General features: G+C 63.7%; 22 protein-coding genes. 10 read left to right on the forward strand and 12 right to left on the reverse strand.

What is annotated here, in order from left to right:
* Positions 1-8: 8 nt before the first annotated feature.
* On the reverse strand, positions 9-1,292 hold the full coding sequence (locus ACWTU7_RS25775) for a glycosyltransferase (RefSeq protein WP_455840830.1): 1,284 nt from the start codon (positions 1,290-1,292) through the stop codon (positions 9-11).
* Positions 1,292-2,242, reverse strand: coding sequence for a GntR family transcriptional regulator (locus tag ACWTU7_RS25780; protein ID WP_455840831.1), 951 nt, complete (start codon positions 2,240-2,242; stop codon positions 1,292-1,294). Before ACWTU7_RS25780 ends, ACWTU7_RS25775 begins: the two co-directional genes overlap by 1 nt.
* A 236-nt stretch (positions 2,243-2,478) precedes the next feature.
* On the opposite strand from ACWTU7_RS25780, the gene ACWTU7_RS25785 reads away from it, so the two are divergent.
* The 8 genes from ACWTU7_RS25785 to ACWTU7_RS25820 all read left to right on the forward strand — a co-directional run bounded on the left by ACWTU7_RS25785 (position 2,479) and on the right by ACWTU7_RS25820 (position 10,122).
* A complete protein-coding gene (locus tag ACWTU7_RS25785; protein WP_287336340.1) occupies positions 2,479-3,543 on the forward strand; it encodes a polyamine ABC transporter substrate-binding protein in 1,065 nt (354 codons plus the stop codon).
* Positions 3,544-3,648: 105 nt separating this feature from the next.
* On the forward strand, positions 3,649-4,491 hold the full coding sequence (locus ACWTU7_RS25790) for an ABC transporter permease (protein ID WP_455840869.1): 843 nt from the start codon (positions 3,649-3,651) through the stop codon (positions 4,489-4,491).
* The gene (locus tag ACWTU7_RS25795; RefSeq protein ID WP_065007328.1) at positions 4,484-5,278 is read left to right on the forward strand and encodes an ABC transporter permease; all 795 of its coding nucleotides are present in this window, start codon (positions 4,484-4,486) and stop codon (positions 5,276-5,278) included. Before ACWTU7_RS25790 ends, ACWTU7_RS25795 begins: the two co-directional genes overlap by 8 nt.
* Complete coding sequence (locus tag ACWTU7_RS25800; protein WP_455840832.1) at positions 5,275-6,348, forward strand: ABC transporter ATP-binding protein; 1,074 nt, start codon at positions 5,275-5,277, stop codon at positions 6,346-6,348. The genes ACWTU7_RS25795 and ACWTU7_RS25800 overlap by 4 nt, the downstream gene beginning before the upstream one ends.
* A gap of 17 nt (positions 6,349-6,365) precedes the next feature.
* Complete coding sequence (locus tag ACWTU7_RS25805) at positions 6,366-7,640, forward strand: glycosyltransferase (RefSeq protein WP_455840833.1); 1,275 nt, start codon at positions 6,366-6,368, stop codon at positions 7,638-7,640.
* Between the two features lie 234 nt (positions 7,641-7,874).
* Positions 7,875-8,225 (forward strand): cupin domain-containing protein, encoded by a 351-nt coding sequence (locus ACWTU7_RS25810; RefSeq protein WP_455840834.1) that lies wholly within the window; start codon positions 7,875-7,877, stop codon positions 8,223-8,225.
* A gap of 24 nt (positions 8,226-8,249) precedes the next feature.
* A complete protein-coding gene (locus tag ACWTU7_RS25815; RefSeq protein ID WP_455840835.1) occupies positions 8,250-8,594 on the forward strand; it encodes a cupin domain-containing protein in 345 nt (114 codons plus the stop codon).
* A gap of 19 nt (positions 8,595-8,613) precedes the next feature.
* Complete coding sequence (locus tag ACWTU7_RS25820) at positions 8,614-10,122, forward strand: aldehyde dehydrogenase family protein (protein ID WP_455840836.1); 1,509 nt, start codon at positions 8,614-8,616, stop codon at positions 10,120-10,122.
* Between the two features lie 32 nt (positions 10,123-10,154).
* On the opposite strand, the gene ACWTU7_RS25825 is transcribed toward ACWTU7_RS25820, so the two are convergent.
* The 5 genes from ACWTU7_RS25825 to ACWTU7_RS25845 form a co-directional block, all read right to left on the reverse strand.
* Entirely contained in the window at positions 10,155-10,916 is a 762-nt protein-coding gene (locus ACWTU7_RS25825; RefSeq protein WP_455840837.1) for an SDR family NAD(P)-dependent oxidoreductase, read from the reverse strand.
* Between the two features lie 10 nt (positions 10,917-10,926).
* Positions 10,927-11,739, reverse strand: coding sequence for an ABC transporter permease (locus ACWTU7_RS25830; RefSeq protein ID WP_065007203.1), 813 nt, complete (start codon positions 11,737-11,739; stop codon positions 10,927-10,929).
* Entirely contained in the window at positions 11,739-12,602 is an 864-nt protein-coding gene (locus tag ACWTU7_RS25835; protein WP_455840838.1) for an ABC transporter permease, read from the reverse strand. Before ACWTU7_RS25835 ends, ACWTU7_RS25830 begins: the two co-directional genes overlap by 1 nt.
* 76 nt (positions 12,603-12,678) lie before the next feature.
* The gene (locus tag ACWTU7_RS25840; protein WP_455840839.1) at positions 12,679-13,842 is read right to left on the reverse strand and encodes an ABC transporter substrate-binding protein; all 1,164 of its coding nucleotides are present in this window, start codon (positions 13,840-13,842) and stop codon (positions 12,679-12,681) included.
* The gene (locus ACWTU7_RS25845; RefSeq protein ID WP_095520116.1) at positions 13,823-14,959 is read right to left on the reverse strand and encodes an ABC transporter ATP-binding protein; all 1,137 of its coding nucleotides are present in this window, start codon (positions 14,957-14,959) and stop codon (positions 13,823-13,825) included. The genes ACWTU7_RS25840 and ACWTU7_RS25845 overlap by 20 nt, the downstream gene beginning before the upstream one ends.
* 113 nt (positions 14,960-15,072) lie before the next feature.
* Between ACWTU7_RS25845 and ACWTU7_RS25850 the strand changes: the two genes are divergently transcribed.
* Complete coding sequence (locus ACWTU7_RS25850; protein WP_455840840.1) at positions 15,073-15,885, forward strand: LuxR C-terminal-related transcriptional regulator; 813 nt, start codon at positions 15,073-15,075, stop codon at positions 15,883-15,885.
* A 33-nt stretch (positions 15,886-15,918) separates the two neighbouring features.
* On the opposite strand, the gene ACWTU7_RS25855 is transcribed toward ACWTU7_RS25850, so the two are convergent.
* The 5 genes from ACWTU7_RS25855 to ACWTU7_RS25875 all read right to left on the reverse strand — a co-directional run bounded on the left by ACWTU7_RS25855 (position 15,919) and on the right by ACWTU7_RS25875 (position 22,652).
* Complete coding sequence (locus tag ACWTU7_RS25855) at positions 15,919-17,988, reverse strand: 3-hydroxyacyl-CoA dehydrogenase NAD-binding domain-containing protein (protein ID WP_455840841.1); 2,070 nt, start codon at positions 17,986-17,988, stop codon at positions 15,919-15,921.
* 151 nt (positions 17,989-18,139) lie between these two features.
* Positions 18,140-19,087 carry an ABC transporter permease gene (locus ACWTU7_RS25860; protein WP_455840842.1) on the reverse strand — a complete coding sequence of 316 codons (948 nt, stop codon included), beginning with the start codon at positions 19,085-19,087 and terminating at the stop codon, positions 18,140-18,142.
* Positions 19,088-19,090: 3 nt separating this feature from the next.
* Positions 19,091-20,071: an ABC transporter permease gene (locus ACWTU7_RS25865; RefSeq protein ID WP_455840843.1), complete on the reverse strand. Its 981-nt coding sequence runs from the start codon at positions 20,069-20,071 to the stop codon at positions 19,091-19,093.
* A gap of 1 nt (position 20,072) precedes the next feature.
* Entirely contained in the window at positions 20,073-21,593 is a 1,521-nt protein-coding gene (locus ACWTU7_RS25870) for a sugar ABC transporter ATP-binding protein (protein ID WP_455840844.1), read from the reverse strand.
* 45 nt (positions 21,594-21,638) lie between these two features.
* A complete protein-coding gene (locus ACWTU7_RS25875) occupies positions 21,639-22,652 on the reverse strand; it encodes a substrate-binding domain-containing protein (RefSeq protein WP_455840845.1) in 1,014 nt (337 codons plus the stop codon).
* A gap of 193 nt (positions 22,653-22,845) precedes the next feature.
* Between ACWTU7_RS25875 and ACWTU7_RS25880 the strand changes: the two genes are divergently transcribed.
* Positions 22,846-25,248: a glucan 1,4-alpha-glucosidase gene (locus ACWTU7_RS25880; RefSeq protein WP_455840846.1), complete on the forward strand. Its 2,403-nt coding sequence runs from the start codon at positions 22,846-22,848 to the stop codon at positions 25,246-25,248.
* Positions 25,249-25,300 lie beyond the last annotated feature (52 nt).

Raw genomic sequence — 25,300 nt, forward strand, 5'->3', positions numbered from 1 at the left:
GCATCAGGTCACGTCCTTACGAGGGCGAGAATGGCTTCGGCGGCGATTTCGGTTCCCGGCGCCCGTGCCATGGTGACCGCATTCTCCTTGAGGCGAAAGCGCATCCCGCTGTCGGCCATTAGGCCAAGGATGGCATTTTCCAGTTCATCGTCGCTCCAGCCGTCGCGGCTGATGTGGCGGCCAACGCCGGTTTCCTCAGCGCGTCGCGCATTGTCATGCCCGTCCCAGCAATAGGGCATGATCAGCGACGGCACGCCGAAACGCAGCGCTTCGCAAAAGCTGTTGTTGCCGCCGTGATGGATGAAGAGATCGGATTTCGCGACGACCGACGGCTGCGGAAACCAGGCGTCGAGATAGACATTGTCCGGAACCGCGCGATAGGTGTCGCGCAGACCGCCGACATTGACGATGAACCGAGCCGGAAGCCGGTCGAACACCGCAAGCATGCGCTCGATCAGGCCGACATCCATGGCGCCCAGGCTGCCGAAGCTGAGATAGACCAGCGGCCCGTCATTGCGCGGAAAGACCGGCACATCGAACGGCCCTTCCGAACGGACGCAGCCTTCGAGATAGACGAAGCGGGCCGGGTCGAGCGGCTCGGCCCGCTGCCTGCGCACGATCGTTGGGGTCAGCAGCAAATTGAGGTCGGGCGAAGCTTCGAGAAAAAGGCCCTTCGGCAAGGGCGCAAGACCGGCGTCGATCCGAAGCCGGTTGAACCGATCATGCGCCGGAGCGACCGCTGCCAGATAGCGCGCCTCGAAGGCCGCGCGGCTTGGGTCGTCGGCGGCGAGACCGGACAGATAGGGTGGTACATCGGCGTCGGGAAGCTCGGTCTCGGCGCAGGAGACGACGCGCACCCATGGGCAGCCGGCGGCGGCCAGCGCTGGAAACATGATGACATTGTCGAGCACCACGGCGTCCGGCTTCAGCCGGGCCAGCAATTGGCGCAGCGGCGCCTCGGCATTGACCGCGGTATCGACGATCGCTTCCCAGGTCGGGGCGACGTAGGTTTCGAGCTGATCGATCGGGCTCAGCCTGAAATGCGGCAGATGCCGGCGCACGAAAGCTTGCCAGTAGCTCTGGCGTTCGCTGTCGGTCAGCGGCTCGTGGGTCGGCAACTGGTATTCCTGAAAACCATAGTCGGCGAACACACCGGAAAAGCCGGCGTGACAGATGAACACCGGCCGGGCTCCACGGGCGCGCAAGGCTTGCGCGATACCGACGCAATTGAGCGCGGCGCCGAAGCTCGCTTCGGGAAACAGCGCGATGGTCGGGCTGGCTTTGCGCGTCACTACGGTCCTCGTGAGTCCGGCCGGCTGATCATGCCGAACAATGCGGGGGCCCCGCGACTGGCCGCCTGCGGCCGCTGGCTGCGGGAGAGCCGCAGGTGGACGCGAAGCAGATCGGCTGCAACCTCATACTGCCGGCTTTCCAATTGGTCGAGTATGGTCAGGTGCTCGCGCAGCGATTGCTTCAGCCGGAAGACGTTGACGCCGGCATAGGTTCCCGGAAGCCGGCGCAGCCTGAGATGGTCGGACAGCGCGTCGGTGACGAACCGGTTGGCGGCGCCGTCGGCGATCATGCCATGAAAATCGATGTCCAGCCGCTGGAACTCTCTGATATCGAATGCGGCATCGGGCAGCGCCAGCAGCGTTTCCATGCCCTGGCGCAAGGCTGCCGCGCGCGTCCCGTCCAGCCGAAAGCCGGGCGCCAGAATGGCGGCGGGTTCCAGCAGCAGGCGGAACTCATAGCTTTCCCCTTGTGCCTCCGGATCGTCAGGCGCCCGCCTGAACAGCCAGGCCTGCCCCGGTGCACGGTCCAGAAGATTTTCCTCCGTCAGTTTCTTTAGCGATTTTAGTACCGTCTTTCGTTCGGCACCATAGCGCCGCATCAGCGCGCCGATGGTCACCGTTTGATCCAGCCGGCGCGCCGATCGATCGCGCAGGATCATCTCCGCGAGCTCGTCTTCCTCGGCGCTCGGCAGGTTGGCTGAAACGGTCGCCTGGTTGGTGAGGTCGACGGCCAGCCGATAGCCCGATTCAGCCTCCCAGCGCACGACACCCCTTTCGGTGAGCAGGCGCAAAGCGGCGCGCACCGGGGTTCGAGATACGTTGCACAGCGAGGCGATCTGCTGTTCCGGGAGATGAGCGCCGGCCTCGAAGCCGCGCTGCCGGGCCACATCGAGAATCCGCTGAGCGAGATCCAGATGGTTGGTGCGCGGTCGTCTGGCGGCGGCTTGCATGGCGATTTCTCATGAACGGCTTGACCGCTACGGCCTGACCGATCGCGCTTGTAGCGCGTTCGGCGATTTCGCAGCGACGTGCCAAATTATGGATTGACGTACTTTTTTCTGCAATAGTACTGTGAGGTCAAACGGCAACAAAAAGACCGGGGAACAGGATCGAAGCGGCGGCATGGTCGCAAGCGCTGGTCCGACGATTGATTGAATTCGACGATCAACCAGAATGGGAGTCTGTAATGACCGCCTCAACCCGCCTGCGCCATCCGTTAAAGATATCTTCGGTCGCGCTTGGTCTCGCCCTGGCGCTGTCGGCGCCGGCGGCCGCCGCCGACCTCGTCATTTCCAACTGGGACGGCTACATGGCGCCGGATGCCATGGCCGCCTTCAAGGCCGCAACCGGCGTTTCCGGCGAAGTCGTGGTTCACGCCACCAATGAGGAGATCATGGGCAAGCTCGTGGCTTCGGGCGGCAAGGGCTATGACGTGGTCTTCGTCTCCTCGCCCTTTGCCGAAGTGCTGAACAAGCTCGGCCTGATCGAGGCGATCGACCACGCGAAGATCCCCAACCTTGCCAATCTCTATCCCGAGGCGACGAAGCTGCCGCACGATGCCGGCAACAATTTCTCCGTGCCTTACACTTGGGGCACCACCGGCCTCTGCTACCGCTCGGATCTGGTCAAGACCGAGCCGGCCAGCTGGAACGATCTTCTCGCCCCCTCCGACGACCTCAAGGGCAAGACCACCATGCTGGCGACCGACCGCTGGCTGCTGGCCGCCGGCCAACTCGCCAAGGGCTATTCGGTCAACGAGACCGATCCGGCCAAGCTCGCCGAGGTCAAGGACCTGCTGATCTCGGCCAAGAAGACCTTGCTCGCCTATGACGACACCACCTTCTACTCGAAGCTGGTCTCCGGCGAGGCGTTGTTGGTGCAGGCATGGGACGGCTGGTGCAATTACGGCATCGCCGAGAAGCCTGAGATCAAATACGTCATCCCCAAAGAGGGCTCGGATCTGTGGGTCGACACGATGGTGGTGATGAAGGCTTCGGCCAACAAGGACGCCGCCTTCCAGTTCATCAACTTCATGCTGGACGCCAAGAACCACGCCTGGGCGGCGCAGAACATCGACTACAAGGTGCCGAACAAGCCGGCTATGGAAAGTCTGCCTGCGGATTTCCTCGCCAAGTTCCCCAATATGAGCATGCCGGTGGCCGAGCTGGTCAAGTTCGAGCAGTTGCGCGACGTCGGCGACGCCCAGCGCGACTATTCGAAGATCGTCAGCGAGATCAAGGCCGCGCAGTAACCAGTATCAAGGTCAGAGATCGCGGTCGACGGCGGGCCTCCGCCGCCGGCCGCTGAGTGCGGTATCGCAATCGTGTCCCAAACCAGATTTCGCTCCTCCTTGCTGATGGCGCCGGCGCTGGCCTGGCTCAGCGCCTTGATGGTGGTGCCATGCGCTCTGGTGCTGGCGCTCGCCTTCTTCCGGCGCGGCATCTATGGCGGCATCGAATACACCTTCACGCTGGAGAATTTCGGGCTGGTGTTCGACCCGCTCTATGCCGGCATCTTCCTCAATTCGGCGCGCATCGCCGGCACGGCAACGCTGATCGCGGTGGTGATCGGCTATGCCGCCGCCTATGCGATCGCGGCGGCACCACGGCGGTGGCAGCCGGTATTCCTGTTCTTCGCCGTCCTGCCTTTCTGGTCCAACTACCTGATCCGCACCTACGCCTGGATCGTGCTGCTCAACCGCGAGGGCCTGATCACGCAGCTCTTGCGCTGGCTTGGCTACACCGGCGAGCCGCCGTCGATGCTCTACAGCGAAGGCGCCGTCATCGCCGGTCTGGTTTACAATTATCTGCCCTTCGTCATCCTGGCCTGCTACGCGCCGCTGTCGCGGCTCAATCCGGAGCTCGCCGAGGCCTCACGCGACCTCGGCGCTTCGGCGATGACCACATTTCGCCGGGTCATCCTGCCGTTGACGGTGCCGGGCATCGCCGCCGGGGCGGTGTTCGTCTTCGTGCTGTCGATCGGCAATTTCGTCACGCCGGCGCTGCTCGGCGGCGGCCGCTTCCAGATGATCGGCAATCTCGTCTACGACCAGTTCCTGACCGCCAATGACTGGCCCTTCGGCGCCGCACTTGCGATGGCGCTGATCGCCATAATGCTGCTAGTGCTGACGGCGCAGGCCCTGGCTGCGGATCGCGCCGCAGGCCGTGCCGCCGAGGCGAAAGGAGGCGCCGATGGCTGAGCGCTCCCCCGCCACGCGGCGCACGCTCTGGCTTGTGCTTTCGCTGGTCTTTGCCTTTCTCTACATCCCGATCGCGGTGCTGGTGGCGCTGTCTTTCAACCAAGGCGGGCTGCCGACCGTCTGGTCGGGCTTTTCACTGAAATGGTATGCCTCGTTGGTCGGAAACGCCGCGATTCTTTCCGCTGCCCTCAACACGCTGATCGTGGCGCTCGTCTCGACGGCAATCGCCACCTTGCTCGGCACGCTGCTGGCGATCGGTGTCGAAATACGCCGGCAATATGGGAGCGGCCTCGAGGCGCTGATCTTTGCGCCGATGATCATTCCCGACATCGTGCTGGCGATCGCGCTGCTCAGCTTCTTCTCTTTGCTCGATTTCACCCTGGGCCTGCACACCATCATCCTCGCCCATGTCGTCTTCAACCTCGCCTTCGTCTGTTCGGTGGTGCGCGCACGGCTGAAGAGCTTCGACTGGTCGATCGTCGAGGCCTCCGCCGATCTCGGCGCCTCCGCGCTCACCACCTTCAGGCGGGTGACATTGCCGGTCATCCTGCCGGCGGTCGTCGCCGGTGCGCTGCTCGCCTTCACGCTTTCGGTCGACGAGTTCATCATCGCCTTCTTCACATCAGGCGCCGGCCGCGCCTCGACCACGCTGCCGATGCAGATCTATTCGATGATCCGCTTCGGCATCACCCCGGAGATAAACGCATTGGCGACCATCGTCATGGCGGTCAGCATCACCGCGCTAACCCTGTCGCAGCGGCTCAACCGCGGGGTGATCGGCCAATGAGCGAACCCCGCACGCTGCTGGCGATCGAGAAGGTGTCGAAGAATTTCGGCCGGGTGACCGCCGTCGACCGCATTTCGCTCGATATCCGTGAGAACGAGTTCTTCGCCCTGCTCGGGCCGTCGGGCTGCGGCAAGACCACGCTGCTGCGCATGTTGGCCGGCTTCGAGACGCCCAATGACGGGCGCATCCTGCTCGACGGGCACGACATCGCCAGGACGCCGCCCAACAAGCGGCCGGTCAATCTGATGTTCCAGTCTTATGCGCTGTTTCCGCATATGAGCGTCAGGGCCAACGTCTCTTACGGCCTCGAAATGGAACACTTGCCGGCAAAGGAAATCCGCTCCCGCGTCGACGCCATCCTGGCGACGACCGAGCTCATTCCTTTCGCCGACCGCAAGCCGGAGCAACTGTCGGGCGGGCAGAAGCAGCGCGTCGCGCTTGCCCGCGCGCTGGTCAAGCGGCCGCGGCTGCTGCTGCTCGACGAGCCGCTCGGCGCGCTCGACAAGAAATTGCGCGGCGCCATGCAGCTGGAGCTGAAGCGCCTGCAGCACGAGGTCGGCATCACCTTCGTCGTCGTCACCCATGACCAGGAGGAATCGCTTGTCATGGCCGACCGCATGGCGGTGCTGAGAGACGGCAAGCTGCTGCAATGCGACACGCCGCATGCGGTCTACGAGCATCCCGCCGACCGTTTCGTCGCCGACTTCATCGGCGTGATGAATTTCGTGCCGGGCAAGGCCACCGCCGACGGGGTGAAGGCAGCGGACGGCACACGGATCGTCGGAACGGTTCCCTCGCCTCTGGCTTCCGGCGCAGCGGCGGTCGCTTCAGTGCGGCCCGAGCGAATCCGGCTTTTCCCGTCGCCAGAGACAGCCAACCGGATCGCCGGCACCGTCGAGGCGCTCGCCTATCACGGGCTCGACCTGCAACTGCATGTCCGCACCGCTCTGTCGCCAAAGCCGTTCCTGGTGCGCGTCACCGCCGACGCCGCCGACCGGCGCCCGGTCTCGTCAGGCGATGCGGTCGAACTCGGCTGGGATGCCGCCGACGTCAGAATTTTCGCAGATTGATTGGAAGGAGAAGCTTGATGGCTCAGAAGACGATCGCGTTTTTTCCGGAAGCAGCCTACGGCCCGGCGCTCAATTCGGTCGGCATCGCCCAGGCGGTCGAGGCGCACGGCCACAGAGCGGTGTTCCTGTCGGACCCTGGTTTCCTCGATGTCTACAAGGGCTACGGCTTCGAAGCTCATCCGGTGAACCTGTCCGAGCCGATGCCGCCCGAGCAGATGGCAAAGTTCTGGGAAGACTTCATCAACGGCCACATCCCGAACTTCCGCAAGTCGCCCTACGACCAGGTCGACAACTACGTGAAGGATTGCTGGGCGGCGATTGTTGACAGCGCCAAATGGGCTGAGAAGGACCTGCCTGGTGTACTTGCGACGATCAAGCCGGATGTTATCTGCGTCGACAACGTCATCCTGTTCCCGGCGATCAAGCAGTATGGCAAGCCGTGGGTGCGCGTCATATCCTGCTCGGAAAACGAAATCGAGGACGAGGATATCCCGCCGCATCTGTCCGGCTGCGGTGAGAATGACCACGCCTGCCATCGGCGCTACCGCGATCATTTCAACGCGGTCATCAAGCCGATCCATGACGACTTCAACGCGTTCCTAAAGGCGAGCAATGAGGCGCCGTATCCGATCGGCCAGTTCTTCGAGGCTTCGCCCTATCTCAACCTGCTGCTCTATCCCGAGGCGGCAAAGTTCAAGCGCCGCCATCCGCTCGACCCGGCAAAATTTCAGTATCTGGAAGGCTGCGTGCGGCAGGAGAAGCCCTACACCGTGCCGACCTTCGCGAAAAACAATGACGGGCCGCTGCTCTACGTTTCCTTCGGCAGCCTTGGCGCCGGCGATGTCGATCTGCTGAAGCGCATCATCGCGACGCTGGGCAAGACGCGCTACCGGGCGCTGGTCAATGTCGGGGGATACAAGGACCAGTACGCGCAAGTGCCCGAAAACGTCATCGTCGAGAGCTGGTTTCCGCAGCCCACGGTCATCCCGCAGGTCGATGCGGTGATCCACCATGGTGGCAACAACTCGTTCACCGAGTGTCTCTACTTCGGCAAGCCGGCGATCATCATGCCCTATGTCTGGGATGGCCACGACAACGCGACGAGGGTCGAGGAGACCGGCCACGGCTTCGGCATGCCGCGCTACGACTGGAGCGATGCCGAGCTGATCGCCAAGATCGAAACCTGCCTGACGGACCCGGCAATCAAGGCCAAATTGGCTAGGACATCGGCGCAGATGCAATCGCAGAACGGCCCGGAGAAAGCGGCGGGGCTGCTGGAGAAACTTCTGTGAACGGGCTTATGGGTATGGAGTTCCTACGCGCGCCCCTCTGTCCTGCCGGACATCTCCCCCACAAGGAGGGAAGATTGGCTGTCAGTGCTTTCGCCAATCGCCAACTTCGCAAATGGGGCGCTCTCGGCGAGGGTGCCGATCTCGCCCCAAGTGGGGGAGATGTCCGGCAGGACAGGGGGGCGCCGTAGAGCGAAGGCCTCTCGAAAATGAGCGTCGCACCAACGAAGTACCCACATGACCTCCTCCGCGCCACATCTCCACCAGGCTTCCACCCGCGCCGACCTCATCGACTGGGGCACCCAGCCCAATGTGCTGGAAGGTGCTTCGCACTCGACGGGCAGGCTGGTCCACAAGGGGCCGAATAACCAGCCGGAATCCGGCATCTGGGTCTGCACGCCCGGCCGGTGGCGGCTCGCGATTCCGCGCGACGAATTGTGCCATTTCGTTGCCGGCCGCGCGACCTACCGATCAGATGACGGCGAGGTGATAGACGTCTCCGCCGCCACGGTGGTCATGTTCCCGGCCGGCTGGGCGGGTGAATGCACCGTCCACGAAACCATTCGCAACATCTACATGCTGGCCTGAAGCCAGCCACTGGAGCTTCACGACATGCCGACACCGATCATGAAATCGCCGCTCGCCCTCACCAACCTGGTCGACTGGGGCGTCATCCCCACCATGATCGAGGGCGAATCCCGCACCTCCGGCAAGCTGCTGCACAAGGGACCGGAGGGCCGCTCCGAATGCGGGCTGTGGGTCTGCACCCCAGGCAAATGGCACTGCCATGTCACCCGCGACGAGTTCTGCCATTTCCTCGAGGGACGCTGCACCTATGTCCACGAATCCGGCGAGGTGATCGAAATCGAACCAGATACTGCGGCGTTCTTTCCGCAGGACTGGAAGGGGGTTTGCACTGTCCACGAGACGATCAAGAAGGTCTACATGATCCGCTGAGCGGGTTGAAAGGAAGACCATGGAATTCTCCGCTGACCGGCCAACCTTTTTCGTCAATCCGGATTATCGGCCGATGACCGGTGCGGCAAAACCAGTAATCGATCCGGCGACGCTGGAAACCGTGGGCGCCATCGCTGCCGCAGCCGACGGCGAGATCGACGCCGTGCTCACCGCGGCGGCCAAGGCGCAAACGGCGTGGAAGAAGCTCGACGCCAAGAGCCGCGCCAGACATCTGCATGCTGTCGCCAACGCTATCGAGGCGGCCGACTTCACGCGCTGCGCCGAGCTGATGGTGCGCGAGATGGGCAAGCCCTATCCGGAAGCGATCGGCGAGATCGCCAATTGCGCACCGATCTTCCGCTATTACGCCGAAATGGCGCGTGACGACGCCGGCAAGGTCGCCGGCACGACGCAGGCCGGTTCGTTCCAATATGCGCGCTACGAGCCCTACGGCACGTCGGTGCATATCATGCCCTACAACTTTCCGATCCTGTTGATGTGCTGGACCGTCGCCGCTTCGCTTGCCGCCGGCAATGCCTGCGTGATCAAGCCGGCCGAGGCGACGACATTGTCGACGCTGGATTATTTCAAGGTGTTCCGCTCACTGCCGGAGGGCCTGGTTTCCTGCCTCCCCGGCGGGGCGGCCACCGCACAGGCGCTGATCGCTTCCGACCGTACCCATGCGGTCGCCTTCACCGGCTCGGTCGCCGCCGGCAAGGCCGTCGCCGTCGCCTGCGCCGAGCGCATGAAGCCTTGCGTGATCGAGGCCGGCGGCAGCGATCCGCTGATCATCAGCCAACACGCCCCGCTGGACGTGGCGGCGGCCGGCAGCGTAACCGCCGCGTTCCATCTCACCGGCCAGGTATGCACTTCGGCCGAACGGTTCTTCGTCGTCAATGCCGTTCACGATCGCTTTGTCGATCTGTTTGCCGAGAAGACACGGACGCTGCGCATCGGTAACGGCCTCGACAAGACCGAGATCGGGCCGCTGGTCAGCGAGGCGGCGCGGGCGAAAGTCATGCGGCTGGTCGACGATGCGATCCGAAGCGGCGCCAAGGCGGTCACCGGCGGGCGCATTCCGCCGGGGCACAATGTTGGCTGGTTCTACGAGCCGACAATCCTGACCGGCATCACTCCAGACATGGCGATCGTGCGCGAAGAGTGTTTCGGACCGGTCGCCGCGATCTGCCGGGTCAAGGATTTCGATGAAGCGATAGAGCTTGCCAATGACAGCCCGTTCGGGCTAGGCGCCTCGGTCTTCACCACCGATCTTGCCGAAGCGCATGAGGCTGCGGAGCGGCTCGAGGCCGGCATGGTCTGGGTCAACAATCCGCTGATCGACAATGACGCGCTGCCGTTCGGCGGCTGGAAGGCGTCTGGCCTCGGCCGCGAACTTGGACGCCAAGGACTGGATGCCTTCCGCCGCTCGAAGATGGTCATCATCGACCACAAGCCAGTGATCCAGGACTGGTGGTATCCCTATCCCGACAGCTGGTTCCGCGAGGCCGGCGGCCGCAAGCACGTATGAGGTGACACGGCCAAGCGCATTCTCGCGAAATGTCAGCCGATGCTCTCGCCGCCGTCAATCACCAAAGCCTGGCCGGTCATGAAGGACGAACGATCGGAGACGAGGAACAGGATCGCTTCGGCTATTTCTTCGGCGCTGGCCCAGCGCTGCATGGGAATCTTGGTGCGGACATAGCGTTCGATCGCTTCCCGCCCGCCCATCTGGGCGATGAAGGGCTCGTTGAAGGGCGTATCGACCCAGCCCGGACAGAGTGCGTTGATGCGGACATTGTGCTTGGCATAGTCGAGCGACATCTGCCGGGTCATCGCCACCACGGCATGTTTTGAGGTTGCGTAGGCGATCATCTCGCGGTCGTAGAACACACCTGAATTCGAGGCGGTATTCAGGATGACGCCGCCGCCCTGTTCGATCATCGACGGCATGACGAGCCTGGCAGCGAGGAACTGCGCCCGCACATTGATCCGCCACGAGGCATCCATGCCGTCGACGCCGACTTCGGTCAGCGTACCGCCGACCTGGACTCCGGCGTGATTGTGCAGGATGTCGATCCGGCCATGTTTGCCCAGCGTTCCAGCGATGAGTTGCTCGACTGCCGCGTCCTCGCCGACATCCGTGGCGATCGCCTCGGCCCGGCCGCCGGCGGCACGGATGTCGAAAGCGGTGGTTTCGCCGGCAGCCTGATTCCTGTCGGCGATCACCACCACCGCGCCTTCCCTGGCGATGATCATGGCACCGGCGCGCCCGATGCCCGACCCGGCGCCCGTCACCACGGCGATGCGATCTTTCAGGATCATGATGGGACTTTCAGTTGGATGGTTTGCGTTGGCGCAATTGCCATTGGGCAAGCACCACAAGCAGCACCGAGGCGACGAGCACGATCGTCGCGATGGCGTTGATTTCGGGCGTCACGCCGCGCCGGATCGAGGCAAAGACATAGATCGGCAACGTCGTCTGTGCGCCGGCGACGAAGAAGGCGACGATGAAATCGTCGAAGGAGAATGTGAAGGCGAGCAGGAAGCCGGCGATCACCGCCGGCATGATCTGCGGCAACACGATGCTGCGGAAAGTCGTCAGCGGGGTGGCATAAAGATCACTCGAAGCCTCGACCAGATTGCGGTCGAGGCTGCCGAGGCGTGTGCCGACGATCATCGCCACCAGCGCCATCGAAAACAGGCCGTGCGCGGCAATGATCGACCCGTAGCCGAGCGCCAGCCGTGGCGGCTGGTCGTTCGGCCACAGCGACGCGAGAAACGGATTGACGACCCCAAATAGCTGGACGAGCGCGACCAGCGTCGAGATGCCGATGACGACGCCCGGAACGACGATCGCAGCACCGAGAAGCGCATCGAAAACGGCGCGTGTTCGCGCGCCGACACGCGCCAGGCCCAGCGCCGCCGCCGTGCCGCACAGCGCCGCGAGCAACGCGCTGGTGGTGGCGATGAACAGGCTGTTCTTCAGCGCTTCGACCAGGAAAGGGTTCGACAGCGCCTTGCCGTACCATTGCACCGAAAAACCGGTGAGCTCGCTGGCGTGACGGCCGGCATTGAAGGAGAACAGCACCACCAGCGCGATCGGCAGGTACAGGAAGGCAAAGACCGCAACGACGAAGGCGCGCATCAGATCAGATCCACCCGACGCGCGCCCGAAAGCCGGGTCGAAATGCGGTTAGCGGCAAGCAGCACCACCACCGAAACCAGAACCAGCGTGATCGCGATTGCCGATCCGAACGGCCAGTTGCGCGATTGCAGGAACAGGTCGACCAGCGCGTTGCCGATAAAGAAGACCTTGCCGCCGCCGAGCAGCGTCGGAATCAGATATTCGCCGAGCAGCAGGATCATGACCAGCGAGAAGCCGGTCATCACACCCGGCAGCGACAGCCGCAGCGTCACACCAAGGAATGTCGATACTGGTGTCGCGCCGAGGTCGGCGGAGGCTTCCAGCAGCCGGCGGTCGAGCCGCTCGAGGCTGACATAGATCGGCAGGATCATCAGCGGCAGATAGCCATAGACGATGCCGAGCAGGACTGCGCCCGGCGTGTTGATCAGCCGCACATCTTCGAACCCGACATAGGCCAGCAATGCCGGGATGCCGCGCCCGCCCAGAAGATACATCCAGGCGTAGGTTCGCATCAGTAGGCTGGTCCAGAACGGGATGACGACAAGCGCAAGCAGGATCAGCCGCCACCGCTCCGGCGCGCGCAAGGCGAGGTAGTAGGCGACCGGATAGGCGACGAGAAGACAGGCCAGTGCGCCCGCCGGCGCCAGCACCATCGTATTCCAGAAGGCGGTCGCCCGCGCCGGAAGATTGGCATATTGCGCCAAGGTGAAAGCGGCCTGATAGCCGCCTTCCGGCGCCCGCTGGCCAACGCTGAAAACGGCGATCGCGACGAACGGCAGGACCAGAAAGACCACCAGCCACGCGGTTGCTGGACCGAGCAGCAGCGCGGTCAGGAGATTGTGACGAAGGACATTGCTGCGCATTGAAAAACCGCCCCGGTGCCGGCGGACATCTGCCCGCCGGGTGAGTTGCCTGCATCGGACCTATGGCCCGCCCGGTTCAAGCCGACTTGAAGCGCGCCATCAGTTCGGCCCGGCCCGGATCGGTCAGCGTCGCAGCCGCACCGAATTCCAGCGGCTTCAGCAGATCCGCCGCCGGGTAGAGGATCGGATTAGCCAGCACTTCCTTTGGCAGCAGCGCATTGACCCGGGCATCGGTGGAGGGCGCACCGTTGGCCAGGTGCTCCTTGACCGCGACTTTTGGGTCCATCAGGTAGTTGAGCAGGGCATAGCCGGCGGGCTTGTTGGGCGCATCCTTCGGAATGGCGTAGAAGTCGGTCCAGATCTCGCCGCCCTCCTTGCCAAGCACATAAGCGATCTCGGGAATGTCGCGGTGAAGCTGCGCCCCGTCATTGGTCCAGCACATCGTCATCCAGGCGTCGCCGGCACGCATGGACGGCTGATAATCGCTGGAAACCGCAAACAGATGCGGCTTGACCTTCAGCAGCAGTTCCTCCGCCTTGGCGAGTTCGTCCTGCTTCAGCGAATTGAACGAGAAACCGAAATATTTCAGCGCATTGCCGATCGTGGTGAGCTGGTAGTCATGAACCATTGTCCGGCCGTCGCCTTCGGCCATGGCCGTGTCCCAGAATTCCTTCCAGCTCGTCATCGGCTTGGTGAGCTTCTTGGTGTTGACGGCAAAGCCGGTGGTGCCCCAATTCTTCGGCACTGCGTAGGCCACGCCGTCGATCGTGCCTTCCCCAGTGAAGCGTGGGTCCTGTTGCGAGCCGTCGAAATTGGCGAGCTTGGCCATGTCGAGCGCTTCGATGATGTCGAGTTTCTTATAGGTGGAGATCGTGTAGTTGGTCGGCACGAAAAGGCTCCAGCCAGAAGCGCCGGCCTGCAGCTTGGCCAGCATCTCCTCGTTTGACCCGAACACATTGACTTCGACGGCGACGCCCGTCTCGGCCTTGAAATTCTCGAACGTCGCCGGATCGTGGTAATTGGGCCAGGTGGCGATCGACATGCGGTCGCCAAGACCCTCTTGGGCGAAGGCCGGCAAGGGCATAATGCCGAGCTCGCGGGCCATCACTGCCGTTGCGATGCCAAGACCGGTGAGGCCAAGGAATTCGCGGCGGCCGATGGAACCGCGCTTGAGGCGCATCAATTGATCGACGAATTTTTCGGGGCTTATCGGCAGTCCGTCACGATATGATTTCGACATGTTTGTTTTCCCTCTGGTTGGTCCCGTTGTTCTTGGGGTCCGGAAACGCGAGCGGCGTTCCGGCTGTAAAGCCGATGGCGACGGGTTCACCCGGCTTGAAGAGATTTTTACTGCCGATCAGGTGATCGGCCTTGGCGAGCAGCGTTCCGATACCCCCGACCTCGATCGCATATTCCGCGGTCGAGCCCAGAAAGATCCGGTTGCGGATAATGCCGTTGAGCCGGCCGCTTCCCGGCGCGCCGAGGCTTAAAGATTCAGGACGCAGGCTGACCGCAACGGCTTCGTCCTGCCGCAGCGAAGTCCGCTTGCGCGCGGCTATGACGGTACCGTCGGCAAGCGCTACCTCGACGAGGTTGCCCGAGTGCCCGGCGACCTTGCCGCTCAAGAGATTGGTCTTGCCGACGAAGTCGGCGACGAACAGGTCGGCGGGCTCGTCATAGATTTCGCTGGGCTGTCCGAGCTGGACGATGCGCCCGCCATTCATGACGCAGACGAAATCGCTCATCGACAGGGCTTCTTCCTGGTCGTGCGTGACAAGGACGAAGGTGATGCCGATCTCGCGCTGCAGGTTCTGCAACTCTATCTGCATGTCTGTGCGCAACTTCTTGTCGAGCGCCGCCAGCGGCTCGTCGAGCAGCAGCACCGCCGGCTTGTTGACCAGCGCCCGCGCCAGGGCGACACGCTGCTGTTGGCCGCCGGAAAGCTCGTGGATCTTGCGGCGGCCGTAGCCGGCAAGCCGCACCATGGCGAGCGCCTCGCCTGCCCTCAGGCTGATCTCCCGCGACGCCAACCGCGGCCGCGCCTGGCGCAGCCCATAGGCGATGTTGTCCTCGACATCCAGATGCGGGAACAGCGCATATTGCTGGAACACCATGTTGACCGGCCGCCGGTAGGGCGGCGTGCCGGCCATATCGCGGCCGCGGATGAACACCGCACCTTCGCTCGGCTGTTCGAAGCCGCCGATCATGCGCAGGCAGGTTGTCTTGCCGCAGCCGGACGGCCCGAGCAGAGCGACAAAGGCAGACGGCGGGATGGCAAGATCGATGCCGCTGACCGCAGTCACGCTGCCGTAGCGTTTGGTGACCCCGCGAAACTCGATATCTGGCACTGCGGTCAAAGCTGCGGGCTCCAGCGAAGGCGATTTTCACGACGCTATCAGAGCCAACGGTGACTAGTATATACCTCGCAGGTGGTATATCCAGTCTATTTTCTCGTTTAAAGGGGTATAAATTGAGCGGATCGCGCGGCGACGAATACAATCAGCTCGCTGCGCTCATCGCCGCGACACGGGAGACGAGCGGCGAGCTTTTCGGCAAGGCGATGGTCGCCTGGCTGCGGCAGCATGTCAGCTTCGATCACTGTGTGGTCTTCGGGTATCGCGGCGCCTCGCGGCCGCCGCTGCTGTTCGAGACGTTCTCGCCTACCGAAAGCCACGTCTTCGTCGCGCTCTATCAGGAGGGGCCTTATCTGCTCGACCCGTTCCACCATGCGGCGGTCGAGCGCAAGGAAGGTTTTTGGCGCATGCGCGAGCTGGCGCCGGACCGCTTCTATGCCAGCGAATATTACCGCTCCTACTATAGCCAGACCAAACTGGCCGAAGAGGTCGGCTTCTTCGTGCCGCTGCCGGGAAAGGACGCGCTGGTGGTCTCGCTGATGCGACTGCATGCTTCGGGACCCTTCGGAACCGCCGATGCCAGATTGCTGCGCGACATGGCGCCGGCGGTGATCGGTTTCGCAAGGCTGCGCTGGCCGGCCCTTCCGGCCGACGAACCGGCAGAGACGAAGCAGGACGAGGCGATTGCGCCGGTCAACGAGTTCGAACGTGCTCATATCTGGAAGAGCCTTTCGCTCACACCGCGCGAAAAGCATGTCGTCGATCTGGTGCTTCAGGGGCATTCGACGGAATCGATAGCCAGGGCGATGCGCATCGTACCGGGAACCGTAAAGGTCCACCGCCGCAACATCTATCGCAAGCTCAAGATCAAATCGCAGGCTGGTCTTTTCGCGCGTTTTGTCGAGATCATGGACGCGCGGATTCGGTAGTCCACGATTTTCTAAAATGGCCTCGCTCAGAGTTTAGCTGGCGACGCCTTCCCAGGCGCCGGTTTCAGCCATCTGTCTGAGCAGCGGCGCCGGCTTAAAAAAATCCTTGCCGGTCCGCTCGTGCCAGTGGTCCAGCCGTCCGATGATCTTGTCGAGTCCTTCGAGGCCCGCCCAGAACATCGGCCCGCCCTTGTCCAGCGGAAAGCCGTAGCCGTTTACCCAGACGACATCGATATCGGAGGCGCGGGCAGCTATCCCTTCCTCGAGGATCTTCGCCCCCTCATTGATCATCGGATAGAGCGTCCGCTCGATGATCTCGTCAGCGCCGATCGCGCGCGGCGCGATGCCCTTCTCGGCAGCCTTGTCGCGGATTAGCGCTTCGACCTCGGGATTGGGAGCCGGCGTACGCGAGCCGTTCTCGTAGAGATAAAAGCCTCTGCCGGTCTTTTGGCCGAAATGCCCCTGTTCGCACAGCGTGTCGGCGATCATTGCCGTCTGGCCGCGTGCCTTGCGGTTGCGCCAGCCTATGTCGAGGCCGGCGAGATCACCCATCTGGAACGGCCCCATCGGCCAGCCGAAATCGGTGAACACGCGGTCGATCTGCTGTGGCGTTGCACCTTCCAGCAAAAGCGCCTCGGATTCCGTGCCCCGCGCAGCCAGCATGCGGTTGCCGACGAAGCCATGACAGACGCCGACCACGACCGGCACCTTGCCGATCCGACGCGCCAGTTCGACGATTGTCGCCAGCACATCGGGCGCGGTCTTCTCGGCGCGCACGATTTCCAACAGCTTCATGACGTTGGCCGGCGAAAAGAAATGCATGCCGACGACATCCTGCGGGCGCGAGGTCGAGGCGGCGATTTCGTTGACGTCGAGATAGGAGGTGTTGGTGGCCAGGATCGCGCCTGGTTTGGCCACCGCGTCGAGCCTGCCGAACACCTCCTTCTTGACCGCCATCTCCTCGAACACCGCCTCGACGATCAGGTCGCAATCGGCGAGGTCGTCATAGGCGGTGGAACCCTTGAACAGGCCGAGCCGCTGACGCTTGTTGTCTTCGCTGAGCGAGCCGCGGCTGACCGACACGGCGTAGTTCTTGTCGATCATCGCCAGCCCGCGTTGCAGCGCTTCCTGCGTCGCCTCCAGCACGGTGACGGAGAAACCGCTATTGGCGAACGCCATGGCAATGCCGCCGCCCATGGTGCCGGCGCCGATGACGCCGACCCGCGCGATCTTGCGCCTGACAATATCCTTGCCGGCAACCTTCGCCGCCTCCCGCTCGGCGAAGAACAGATGACGCTGCGCGCGCGACTGGTCGCCTGCAACGAGCTTGGCGAACAGTTCGCGTTCCGCCGCAAGCGCTTCTTCGAACGGCAGCGTCATGGCGTTGCGAACCGACTGCGCGCAGGCGATCGGCGCGTCGAGGCCGCGCGCCTTTTTGGCGAGTCCCGCCGCCGCCTTGTCGAATGCAGCCAAGTCAGCCTTGTCGAGACGGCCATCACGGTCGCGCACCGGCGTGAACGGTCCACCTTTGCCAGCCATTTCGCTGGCGAAACGAACCGCCTGCCCGGTCAGGGCGCCGTCGAAGACAGCGTCGATCAGGCCGGCGGCAAGCGCCTCGGCCGCGCCGATCGGCGTTCCCGAAACGATCATGCTGAGCGCCTTGAGCGGCCCGACGAGGCGCGGCAGCCGAACAGTGCCGCCTCCGCCAGGCAGCAGGCCGAGCTTGACCTCCGGCAAGCCGAGCGTGGCCTGGCTGTCGGCAATGCGAAAATGGCAGCCGAGTGCCAGTTCCAGGCCGCCGCCGAGCGCGGTGCCGTGAATGGCGGCAACCGTCGGCTTGGCAATGGTTTCCAGCATGGCAATGATGGCGCGCAGATCCGGGTGCTGCACCGGCTTGCCGAACTCGGTGATGTCGGCGCCGGCGACGAAGGTCCGCCCGGCACAGGCGATGACGATGGCCGCGACATCGGGCTCGTCGCGCAAGGAAACAAGCGCCTGCATCAGCGGCTCACGAACATGGAAGCTCAGCGCGTTGACCGGCGGATTGTCGATGGTCACGACCGCGACGCCGCCGTCCCTTGTAACGCTCACGAAATTGGACACGCAAATCTCTCGCAATGATGACGGCCGAACCGCGCCGACCGATTTACAGGGCCGATGCCCGGACCGATTTACAGGGCCGATGCCCGGATGGGAACCGGGATGTTTTGCAGCAGGCTCTCGTCAGGACCGGCCGACAGGGACTGACGCTACTTCAGCGCAGCGCCTTCTGGCCGCCCGCGGCGGTGATGACGCCGACGATGATCAGCCCCGTCAGCAGCAGCCGGACGCCGGCGCTGACGCCGAAAGTGTTGAGCATCGTCAGGAGCAGCACTAGGAATAGGGCCGCGCCCCAGACACCCGGCACGTTGGCCTTGCCGCCGGCCACCGACGTGCCGCCGATGACGACGACGGCGATCGAGGCCAGCAGGTACTCGTTGCCGATGTCGACATTGGCGCCGCGGAAATAGCCGGCAAGCAGCGCCCCGTCGAGGCCGCCGAGCGCGCCCGACAGCGTGTAGGTAAGGAAGCGGATGCGGCCGACATTGACGCCGGCCAGCCATGCGGCGCGGATGTTTTGGCCGATCGCCAGCACCGAACGGCCATAGATCATGCGCTGCAGCGCGATTGCAGCGCCGATGGTGAACAGCACGGTGAGGATCGCCAGCACCGGAATGCCCAGAATCTGCCGGTTGGTGAAATCGGCGAAGCCCGGCGGCGGCTTGATCTGCAAACCGCGGCCATAGCTGATGTCGATCGACTGGATGATGAAGCTCGCCGACAATGTGGCGATGATCGGCGGAATGCGCAGCGCCCAGATCAAGAAATAATTGGCGGCGCCGACGGCCATGCCGCAGGCCACCGCCGCCAGCAGCCCGACAGCGATCATCGCATCATTCCCGTCCATCACCTTCATGGCGACGGCGCTGGCGAGGCCGATATTGGCCGGCAGCGACAGGTCGACATTGCCTGGTCCGAGCGTGATGACGAACATCTGGCCGACACCGACAATGACGGTGAAGACGGCCAGAGAAAGTGCCGCCGTGATCATGCCGCCGCCGCCATATCCGCCGGTGAAGGCAATCGTCGCCAGCCACACCAGCAGCGCGCCGATGAAGGACCAGATCCAGGGTTTGGCGAGCAGCAATCGCAATGATGCCATCGCTCACCTCTCCCTGCGGCTGATGAGCACCCGGGCCGCCAGCACGATGATGAGGATGGCGCCATTGGCGGCAACCTGCCAGTCGGGCGGGATGTGCATGAAGGTGAGCAACGGCGACGCGGCGAGCGCCAGCGTCAGCGCCCCGATGACCGCGCCGATCGGCGATACCCGGCCGCCGACGAATTCGCCGCCGCCGAGGATGACGCCGGCGATCGCAAGCAGCGTGTAGCCATTGCCGATATTGGCGTCGGCCGAGGTGGTGATGCCGATCAGGGCCATGCCGGACAGCACCCCGAACAGGCCAGCGAGTGCGAACAGCACGACCTTGGTCTTGAGCAGCGACCAGCCGGCGCGTTCGAGTGCGGCGGCATTGCCGCCCGATCCGCGCAGGATCACGCCATAGGAGGTGCGCATCAGCCCGAAATGGACGACCGCCGCGATCAACAGCGCCGCAATGATCGGAAAGGGGATGAGAGGCGGCTTGAAGGCCATGAGCGACAGCAGCCAGTCCGGCGCTTTGCCGCCGGGCTTCGGCAGGATGAGGATGGCCAGACCCTGCCAGACAAAGCTCATGCCGAGCGTCACGACGATAGAAGGCAAATTGCGCAGATAGATCAGCGCGCCGAGCAGTGCATAGACGCCGATCGACCCGAGCAGGATCAAGACGCCGACCAGCGGCGCATCCTTCAGCCACGTCGCCGTGACGCAGCCGACGAAACCGACAAAAGTGCCGATCGACAGATCGAGTTCGTTGCCGGCGATGACGAACATCTGCGCGATCGTCGCCAGGGCGATCGGGATCGCCAAATTGAGCATCAGGCTGAAGCCGAAATAGCTGATGGCGCGCGGGTTGAGCCAGGCGATCGCCAGCAGCACCAGTACCAGCGACAATGCCGGCAGCAAGCCGCGCAGCAGGCGCGCCCGCGCCAGCCTGTCACGCTCGGAGGAACCTTTGAGGCCGGTCTCGATGGGTGTTGCCGTCATCTCAGGCAGCGTCGCCGAACGAGGACTGGATGATCTTTTTCTCCGTCAGCTCGTCGCGACGAAGGTTGGCGACAATCCGGCCGTTCTTGAAGACGTAGATTCGGTGGCAATTGTCGAGCTCTTCGGTTTCCGTGGTGTACCAGAGGAAGGTGCGGCCGCGGCCGGCCTCTTCGCGCACGAGGTCGTAGACCTCGAGCTTGGTGCCGATATCGACGCCGCGCATCGGGTCATCCATCAGCACAATCTTTGCGTCGGAACCGAGCGCCCGGGCAAACAGGGCCTTCTGCTGGTTGCCGCCGGACAGCGAGAAGATGTTATTGTTCATGTCGGGGGTGCGGATGCCGATTTTCTTTTGCCAAAAGTCGGCGAGTTCGGCTTCGCGCTGCGGCGAGATCAGCAGGCCGTTGCGCAATCGCTTCAGCGAGCGGATGCCGATGTTTTGCGCAATCGACCATTGCGGGAAAATCCCGTCCGACTGCCGGTCCCCGGCCACCAGGGCCACCGGCGCGGTGACCTCGATGCCGGTTTTGGAGCGCGCGGCGGCGGCGAAAATCGCCAGCAGCAGATCGGTCTGTCCATGGCCGGCCAACCCGGCAAGGCCGATGATCTCGCCAGCATGCGCCACAAGTTCGTTGCCGTCCTCTTGGCGCGCTGGGCGGGCCCGGACCCGCAACGGGCCGGTCTCCGGCTTTTGGGTCGCGATCTCGGCCGCTATCTTCTCACGCGCTTCCGCTCCACCCATGGTCGTCACCAGCCTGTCGCGATCGAAAGCCTTCGCCGCATCTGACGCAACGACCTTGCCGTCGCGCATCACCACGATGCGGTCGGCATGCTGCAGCACCTCGCCCAGAACATGCGAGATCAGGATGCAGCTCCGGCCAGTTGCGACAAAGCGCCGGACGAAGGCCAGCAACTGGCCGGCCGTATGCGCGTCGAGCGAGGACGTCGGCTCGTCGAGGATCACCAGCTCGAGCGGATCCTGCGTCACCGTGAAGGCACGCGCCACCTCGACCATCTGCCGCCTGCCGATGGAAAGGTCGCTGGCGATGTCGGAGGCGGAGATGCTGTGGCCCGGAAATATCTCGTCGAGCTTGGCCGCGATCAGATCGGCAGCCTTGCGCCGCCAACCGAGGCCGCGCAGCGCCGGGTGGTTGATACGCGTGTTCTCGGCGACGCTGAGGTTCGGGCAGAGCGAGAGTTCCTGGAACACGCAGCGTATGCCGAGCTGTTGCGAGCGCGGCACCGAATAATTGTCCTCGACATGGCCGCGCACCGCGATCCGCCCGCTGTCGGGCACGAGTGTGCCCGCCACCATATGCATGAGCGTCGACTTGCCCGCGCCATTATGGCCGACGAGGCCGACGCACTCGCCGGCGCCAACGTGGAAATCGACGCCGGCGAGCGCCCTGACGGCGCCGAAATGTTTTTCGGCTCCGTCCAGTCTGATGATGTCCATATTGGCGGCGCCGAAACGTTTTTCGGCGCCGTTCAGTCCGACGATGTCTGCGTTACCCCTAGGCATCCCTAGCGACATCCAGTTAGCAATGCAGCTGACAACGTGCCACGCTCACTTGATGTTGGCTTTGATCGCCGCGATGGCGTCTTCCTGCGTGTATTCGTGGCTGGCCACACCACCCTTGGGGATTTTCGGCAGCGCGGCCTCGAAAGTATCCTGGGTGAAGGCGAGGTATGGTACCAGGAGATCATGTGGCACATCCGTGCGGCCGTCGAGCACCTGTTGCGCCACCCAGAAGGCCAGCGACGATACGCCTGGCGCAATGGATGCCGACCAGGTCTGGTAGCCGTCCTTGTCCTTCTGTTCCTTCCACCATTGCAGCTCATCCTGACGATTGCCCATGATGATGGTCGGGCGCGGTTTGCCGGCGGCGGCAAAGGCTTGTGCCGCGCCATAGCCGTCGCCGCCCTGATCGACGACGCCGACGATTTCAGGCAGCGACGGCAGGATTGTCGCGACAGCCTTCTGTGCTGTGGTCTGATCCCAGTCGCCGGTCACCGAACCGACGATCTTGAACTTGGGATGAGCGGCGACGCCTTCCAGAATCCCGGCATGGATGGCGTCATCGATCGATGTGCCGGCAAGGCCGCGGATTTCCAGCAGATTGCCGCCCTCGGGATGGAACTTGGCCATCTGCTCGACTTCCTGCCTGCCCATGTCCTTGAAGTCGACGACCACTCGATAAGCGCAGGGCTCGGTAACGATGCCGTCAAAGGAGACGACGACGATGCCGGCATCGCAGGCCTGCTTGATGGCGCCGTTGAGCGCGTCCGGCGAGGCGGCGTTGATGACGATGGCGTCATAGCCTTGCAGGATCAGGTTCTGCACCTGGGCCGCCTGGGTCGGCACCTCCTTGTCGGCCGTCGTGAAGATGTCCGCGGCCGCGACCACCCCGTCGGCGACCGCCTTCTTGGTGACGATGGCATAGCTGTCGAGCATTGCCTGCCTCCACGAATTGCCGGCATAGTTGTTGGAAAAGGCGATCTTCTTGTCGCTTGTGTCGGCCAGCGCGGTGCCGGACGCTAGCATCGCCGCGAAGGCGGCCAAAACGAATATTCTCTTCATGTCATACTCCTCCCATAGATTGATGGTCTTACTGATGGCTGATACGTTCACGACGTTGTTTTTTATCTATTATCAGACAAATGCAGATAGGCAGCAAGCTGTCAACAGCAATCCGTCCCGACGATCAACTTGCGGTGCAATGATTGAAACGGGTTCGGCTCCTGGTCTAGGGATGGCGCTGGAGTCCGATTGAATGGCAGCGACGCCAAACCTTGCCCCGGGTGCACCCGGCATTCCGGCGCGCTGGACGTCGAGCGCCAAGAGCGGCGTCGGAACCGCGCTTTCTCGGGCCTGCCCTATCTGGTTCACGATCAGCCACGGCATTCTCAACGAGGTCTATTATCCCAGCCTCGACAGCGCCTGCACCCGCGACATGGGGCTGGTCGTCACCGGCCCCGGCGGCTATTTCTCGGAAGAAAAGCGCGATGCCGTGCACAGCGTCGAGCCGTTCGAGGATGGAGTGCCCGCCTACAGGCTGGTCAACACCGCCGCCGACGGCACCTACCGGATCGAAAAGCGTATCATCACGGATACGGAACGCCCCGTTTTGCTGCAGGAAATCAGCTTCACGCTGCTGAGAGGCCCGGTTGCCGACCACCGCGTCTACGCACTGCTGGCACCGCACCTGGTCAACGCCGGCATGGGCAACAGCGCCTGGGTCGGCGACTACGAGGGAAGGCCTGTCCTGTTTGCGTCCGGGCGTCGCGTCTGCCTGGCGCTGGCCTCGTCGCTGCCCTGGGGAGCATGCTCGGCCGGCTATGTCGGTGTCTCCGACGGCTGGCAGCAACTGCGTCGTGACGGCCGGCTCGACCCGGCCTGCCGCAGGGCCGAAGACGGCAATGTCGCGCTGACCGGAGAGATCGGCTTTTCGGCTGTGAACCCAAAGGCCTTGCTGGCCCTGGGTTTCGGAACGACGCCGCAAGAGGCGGCGGAAAATGCCTCGGCCAGCCTGAAGCGGGGTTTTGAGCCCGCAGCCAAATCCTATGTCGAGAAATGGCGGGATTGGCAGGCTGGCTTGCTGCCGCTGGACCGGCATGTAGCAGGGATCAACACCTATCGCGTCAGCACAGCGGTTCTGGCGACGCACCGGTCGTCCGACGGAGCAGCCGTCGCCAGCCTGTCGATCCCATGGGGCTTCAGCATGGGCGACGACGATCTCGGCGGCTATCATCTGGTCTGGCCGCGCGATCTGGTCGAAACCGCGGGCGGCTTCCTGGCCGCCGGCGATCCGGCGCAAGCGCTTGAGATCCTCGCCTATCTCCGCGCTATCCAGCAGCCGGATGGGCATTGGCCGCAGAACGCCTGGCTCGACGGATCAGCCTATTGGCCCGGCATCCAGATGGACGAATGCGCCTTTCCATTGCTGCTCGCCGACGCGCTCCGCCGCGCAGGGCACCTGGCAGACGCCGCGTTGCTCTCCTTCATGCCGATGATCGAGCGCGCCGCTTCCTATGTCGTGCGCAACGGTCCCGTCACCGGCGAAGACCGCTGGGAAGAGGATGCCGGGTACAGTCCGTTCACGCTCGCGGTCGAGATCGCAGCACTGCTCGCCGCGGCCGACATATTCGACGTTTGCGGCAAAGAAGAGCCGGCAAACTATTTGCGTGAAACCGCCGATGTCTGGAACGACCAGATCGAGCGCTGGACCTATGTCACCGGCACTCCACTCGGGGAAGACGTCGGCGTCGCGGGCTACTACGTCCGCATCGCACCGCCCGACACCGCCGGTGCGGCGTCGCCGAAGGACGGCTATGTGCCGATCAAGAACCGGCCGCCCGGCGATACCGACCGGCCGGCCGAGGCGATCGTCAGCCCGGATGCGCTGGCGCTTGTCCGCTTCGGCCTCAGGGCTGCCGGCGATCCGCGCATCGTCGACACCGTCAAGGTTATCGATGCGCGGCTGCGTTGCGACCTGCCGCAGGGGCCCGTCTGGTATCGCTATATCGGCGACGGCTATGGCGAACATGCCGACGGCGCGCCGTTCGACGGGACCGGCCAGGGCCGGCCCTGGCCGCTGCTGGTCGGCGAGCGCGCCCATTACGAACTGGCGGCGGGCCGCAATGACAAAGCAGCGAGCCTGCTGAAGTCGTTTGAAGGCTCGGCCGGGGCTGGCGGCCTGCTGCCGGAGCAGGTCTGGGATGGTCCCGACATGCCGGAACGCGAGCTGTGGCACGGCCGACCATCGGGCAGCGCTATGCCGCTGGTCTGGGCGCATTCGGAGCACATCAAGCTGGTGCGTTCGCTCAGTGACGGCGCGGTCTTCGACATACCGCCGCAAGGCGTGAAGCGCTACATTGATGACAGTAGCGTGGCGCCGCGCCGGACATGGCGCTTCAACAACAAGGCCCGCACTATGCCCGCCGGCAAGATGCTGCGCGTCGAGCTGCTGGCGCGGGCGGTGGTGCATTGGAGCAGCGACGATTGGGCGACCGCCCATGATGCCGCGACGATCGAGAATGCCTTCGGCATCCATTTTACGGACCTGCCCGTTGCCGATGTTTCGCCGGGCAATACGATCGTCTTTACTTTTTTCTGGTCCGATGCCGGCCGTTGGGAGAATGTCGACTTTTCCGTCGGCATCGGCGAGCCGGACTAGAGCATGATCCCGAACCGAAGGTCAGCGTAGCAACAAGTGGAAACCGGTTTCG

Source organism: Mesorhizobium sp. BHscii, from assembly GCF_053848065.1.

Bases quoted from the DNA above. Each gene is read 5' to 3' on its own strand.
- ACWTU7_RS25780 (WP_455840831.1), bottom strand. From the start codon at position 2,242: ATGCAAGCCGCCGCCAGACGACCGCGCACCAACCATCTGGATCTCGCT.
- ACWTU7_RS25785 (WP_287336340.1), top strand. From the start codon at position 2,479: ATGACCGCCTCAACCCGCCTGCGCCATCCGTTAAAGATATCTTCGGTC.
- ACWTU7_RS25790 (WP_455840869.1), top strand. From the start codon at position 3,649: ATGGCGCCGGCGCTGGCCTGGCTCAGCGCCTTGATGGTGGTGCCATGC.
- ACWTU7_RS25795 (WP_065007328.1), top strand. From the start codon at position 4,484: ATGGCTGAGCGCTCCCCCGCCACGCGGCGCACGCTCTGGCTTGTGCTT.
- ACWTU7_RS25800 (WP_455840832.1), top strand. From the start codon at position 5,275: ATGAGCGAACCCCGCACGCTGCTGGCGATCGAGAAGGTGTCGAAGAAT.
- ACWTU7_RS25805 (WP_455840833.1), top strand. From the start codon at position 6,366: ATGGCTCAGAAGACGATCGCGTTTTTTCCGGAAGCAGCCTACGGCCCG.
- ACWTU7_RS25810 (WP_455840834.1), top strand. From the start codon at position 7,875: ATGACCTCCTCCGCGCCACATCTCCACCAGGCTTCCACCCGCGCCGAC.
- ACWTU7_RS25815 (WP_455840835.1), top strand. From the start codon at position 8,250: ATGCCGACACCGATCATGAAATCGCCGCTCGCCCTCACCAACCTGGTC.
- ACWTU7_RS25820 (WP_455840836.1), top strand. From the start codon at position 8,614: ATGGAATTCTCCGCTGACCGGCCAACCTTTTTCGTCAATCCGGATTAT.
- ACWTU7_RS25825 (WP_455840837.1), bottom strand. From the start codon at position 10,916: ATGATCCTGAAAGATCGCATCGCCGTGGTGACGGGCGCCGGGTCGGGC.
- ACWTU7_RS25830 (WP_065007203.1), bottom strand. From the start codon at position 11,739: ATGCGCGCCTTCGTCGTTGCGGTCTTTGCCTTCCTGTACCTGCCGATC.
- ACWTU7_RS25835 (WP_455840838.1), bottom strand. From the start codon at position 12,602: ATGCGCAGCAATGTCCTTCGTCACAATCTCCTGACCGCGCTGCTGCTC.
- ACWTU7_RS25840 (WP_455840839.1), bottom strand. From the start codon at position 13,842: ATGTCGAAATCATATCGTGACGGACTGCCGATAAGCCCCGAAAAATTC.
- ACWTU7_RS25860 (WP_455840842.1), bottom strand. From the start codon at position 19,087: ATGGCATCATTGCGATTGCTGCTCGCCAAACCCTGGATCTGGTCCTTC.
- ACWTU7_RS25865 (WP_455840843.1), bottom strand. From the start codon at position 20,071: ATGACGGCAACACCCATCGAGACCGGCCTCAAAGGTTCCTCCGAGCGT.
- ACWTU7_RS25870 (WP_455840844.1), bottom strand. From the start codon at position 21,593: ATGCCTAGGGGTAACGCAGACATCGTCGGACTGAACGGCGCCGAAAAA.
- ACWTU7_RS25875 (WP_455840845.1), bottom strand. From the start codon at position 22,652: ATGAAGAGAATATTCGTTTTGGCCGCCTTCGCGGCGATGCTAGCGTCC.
- ACWTU7_RS25880 (WP_455840846.1), top strand. From the start codon at position 22,846: ATGGCAGCGACGCCAAACCTTGCCCCGGGTGCACCCGGCATTCCGGCG.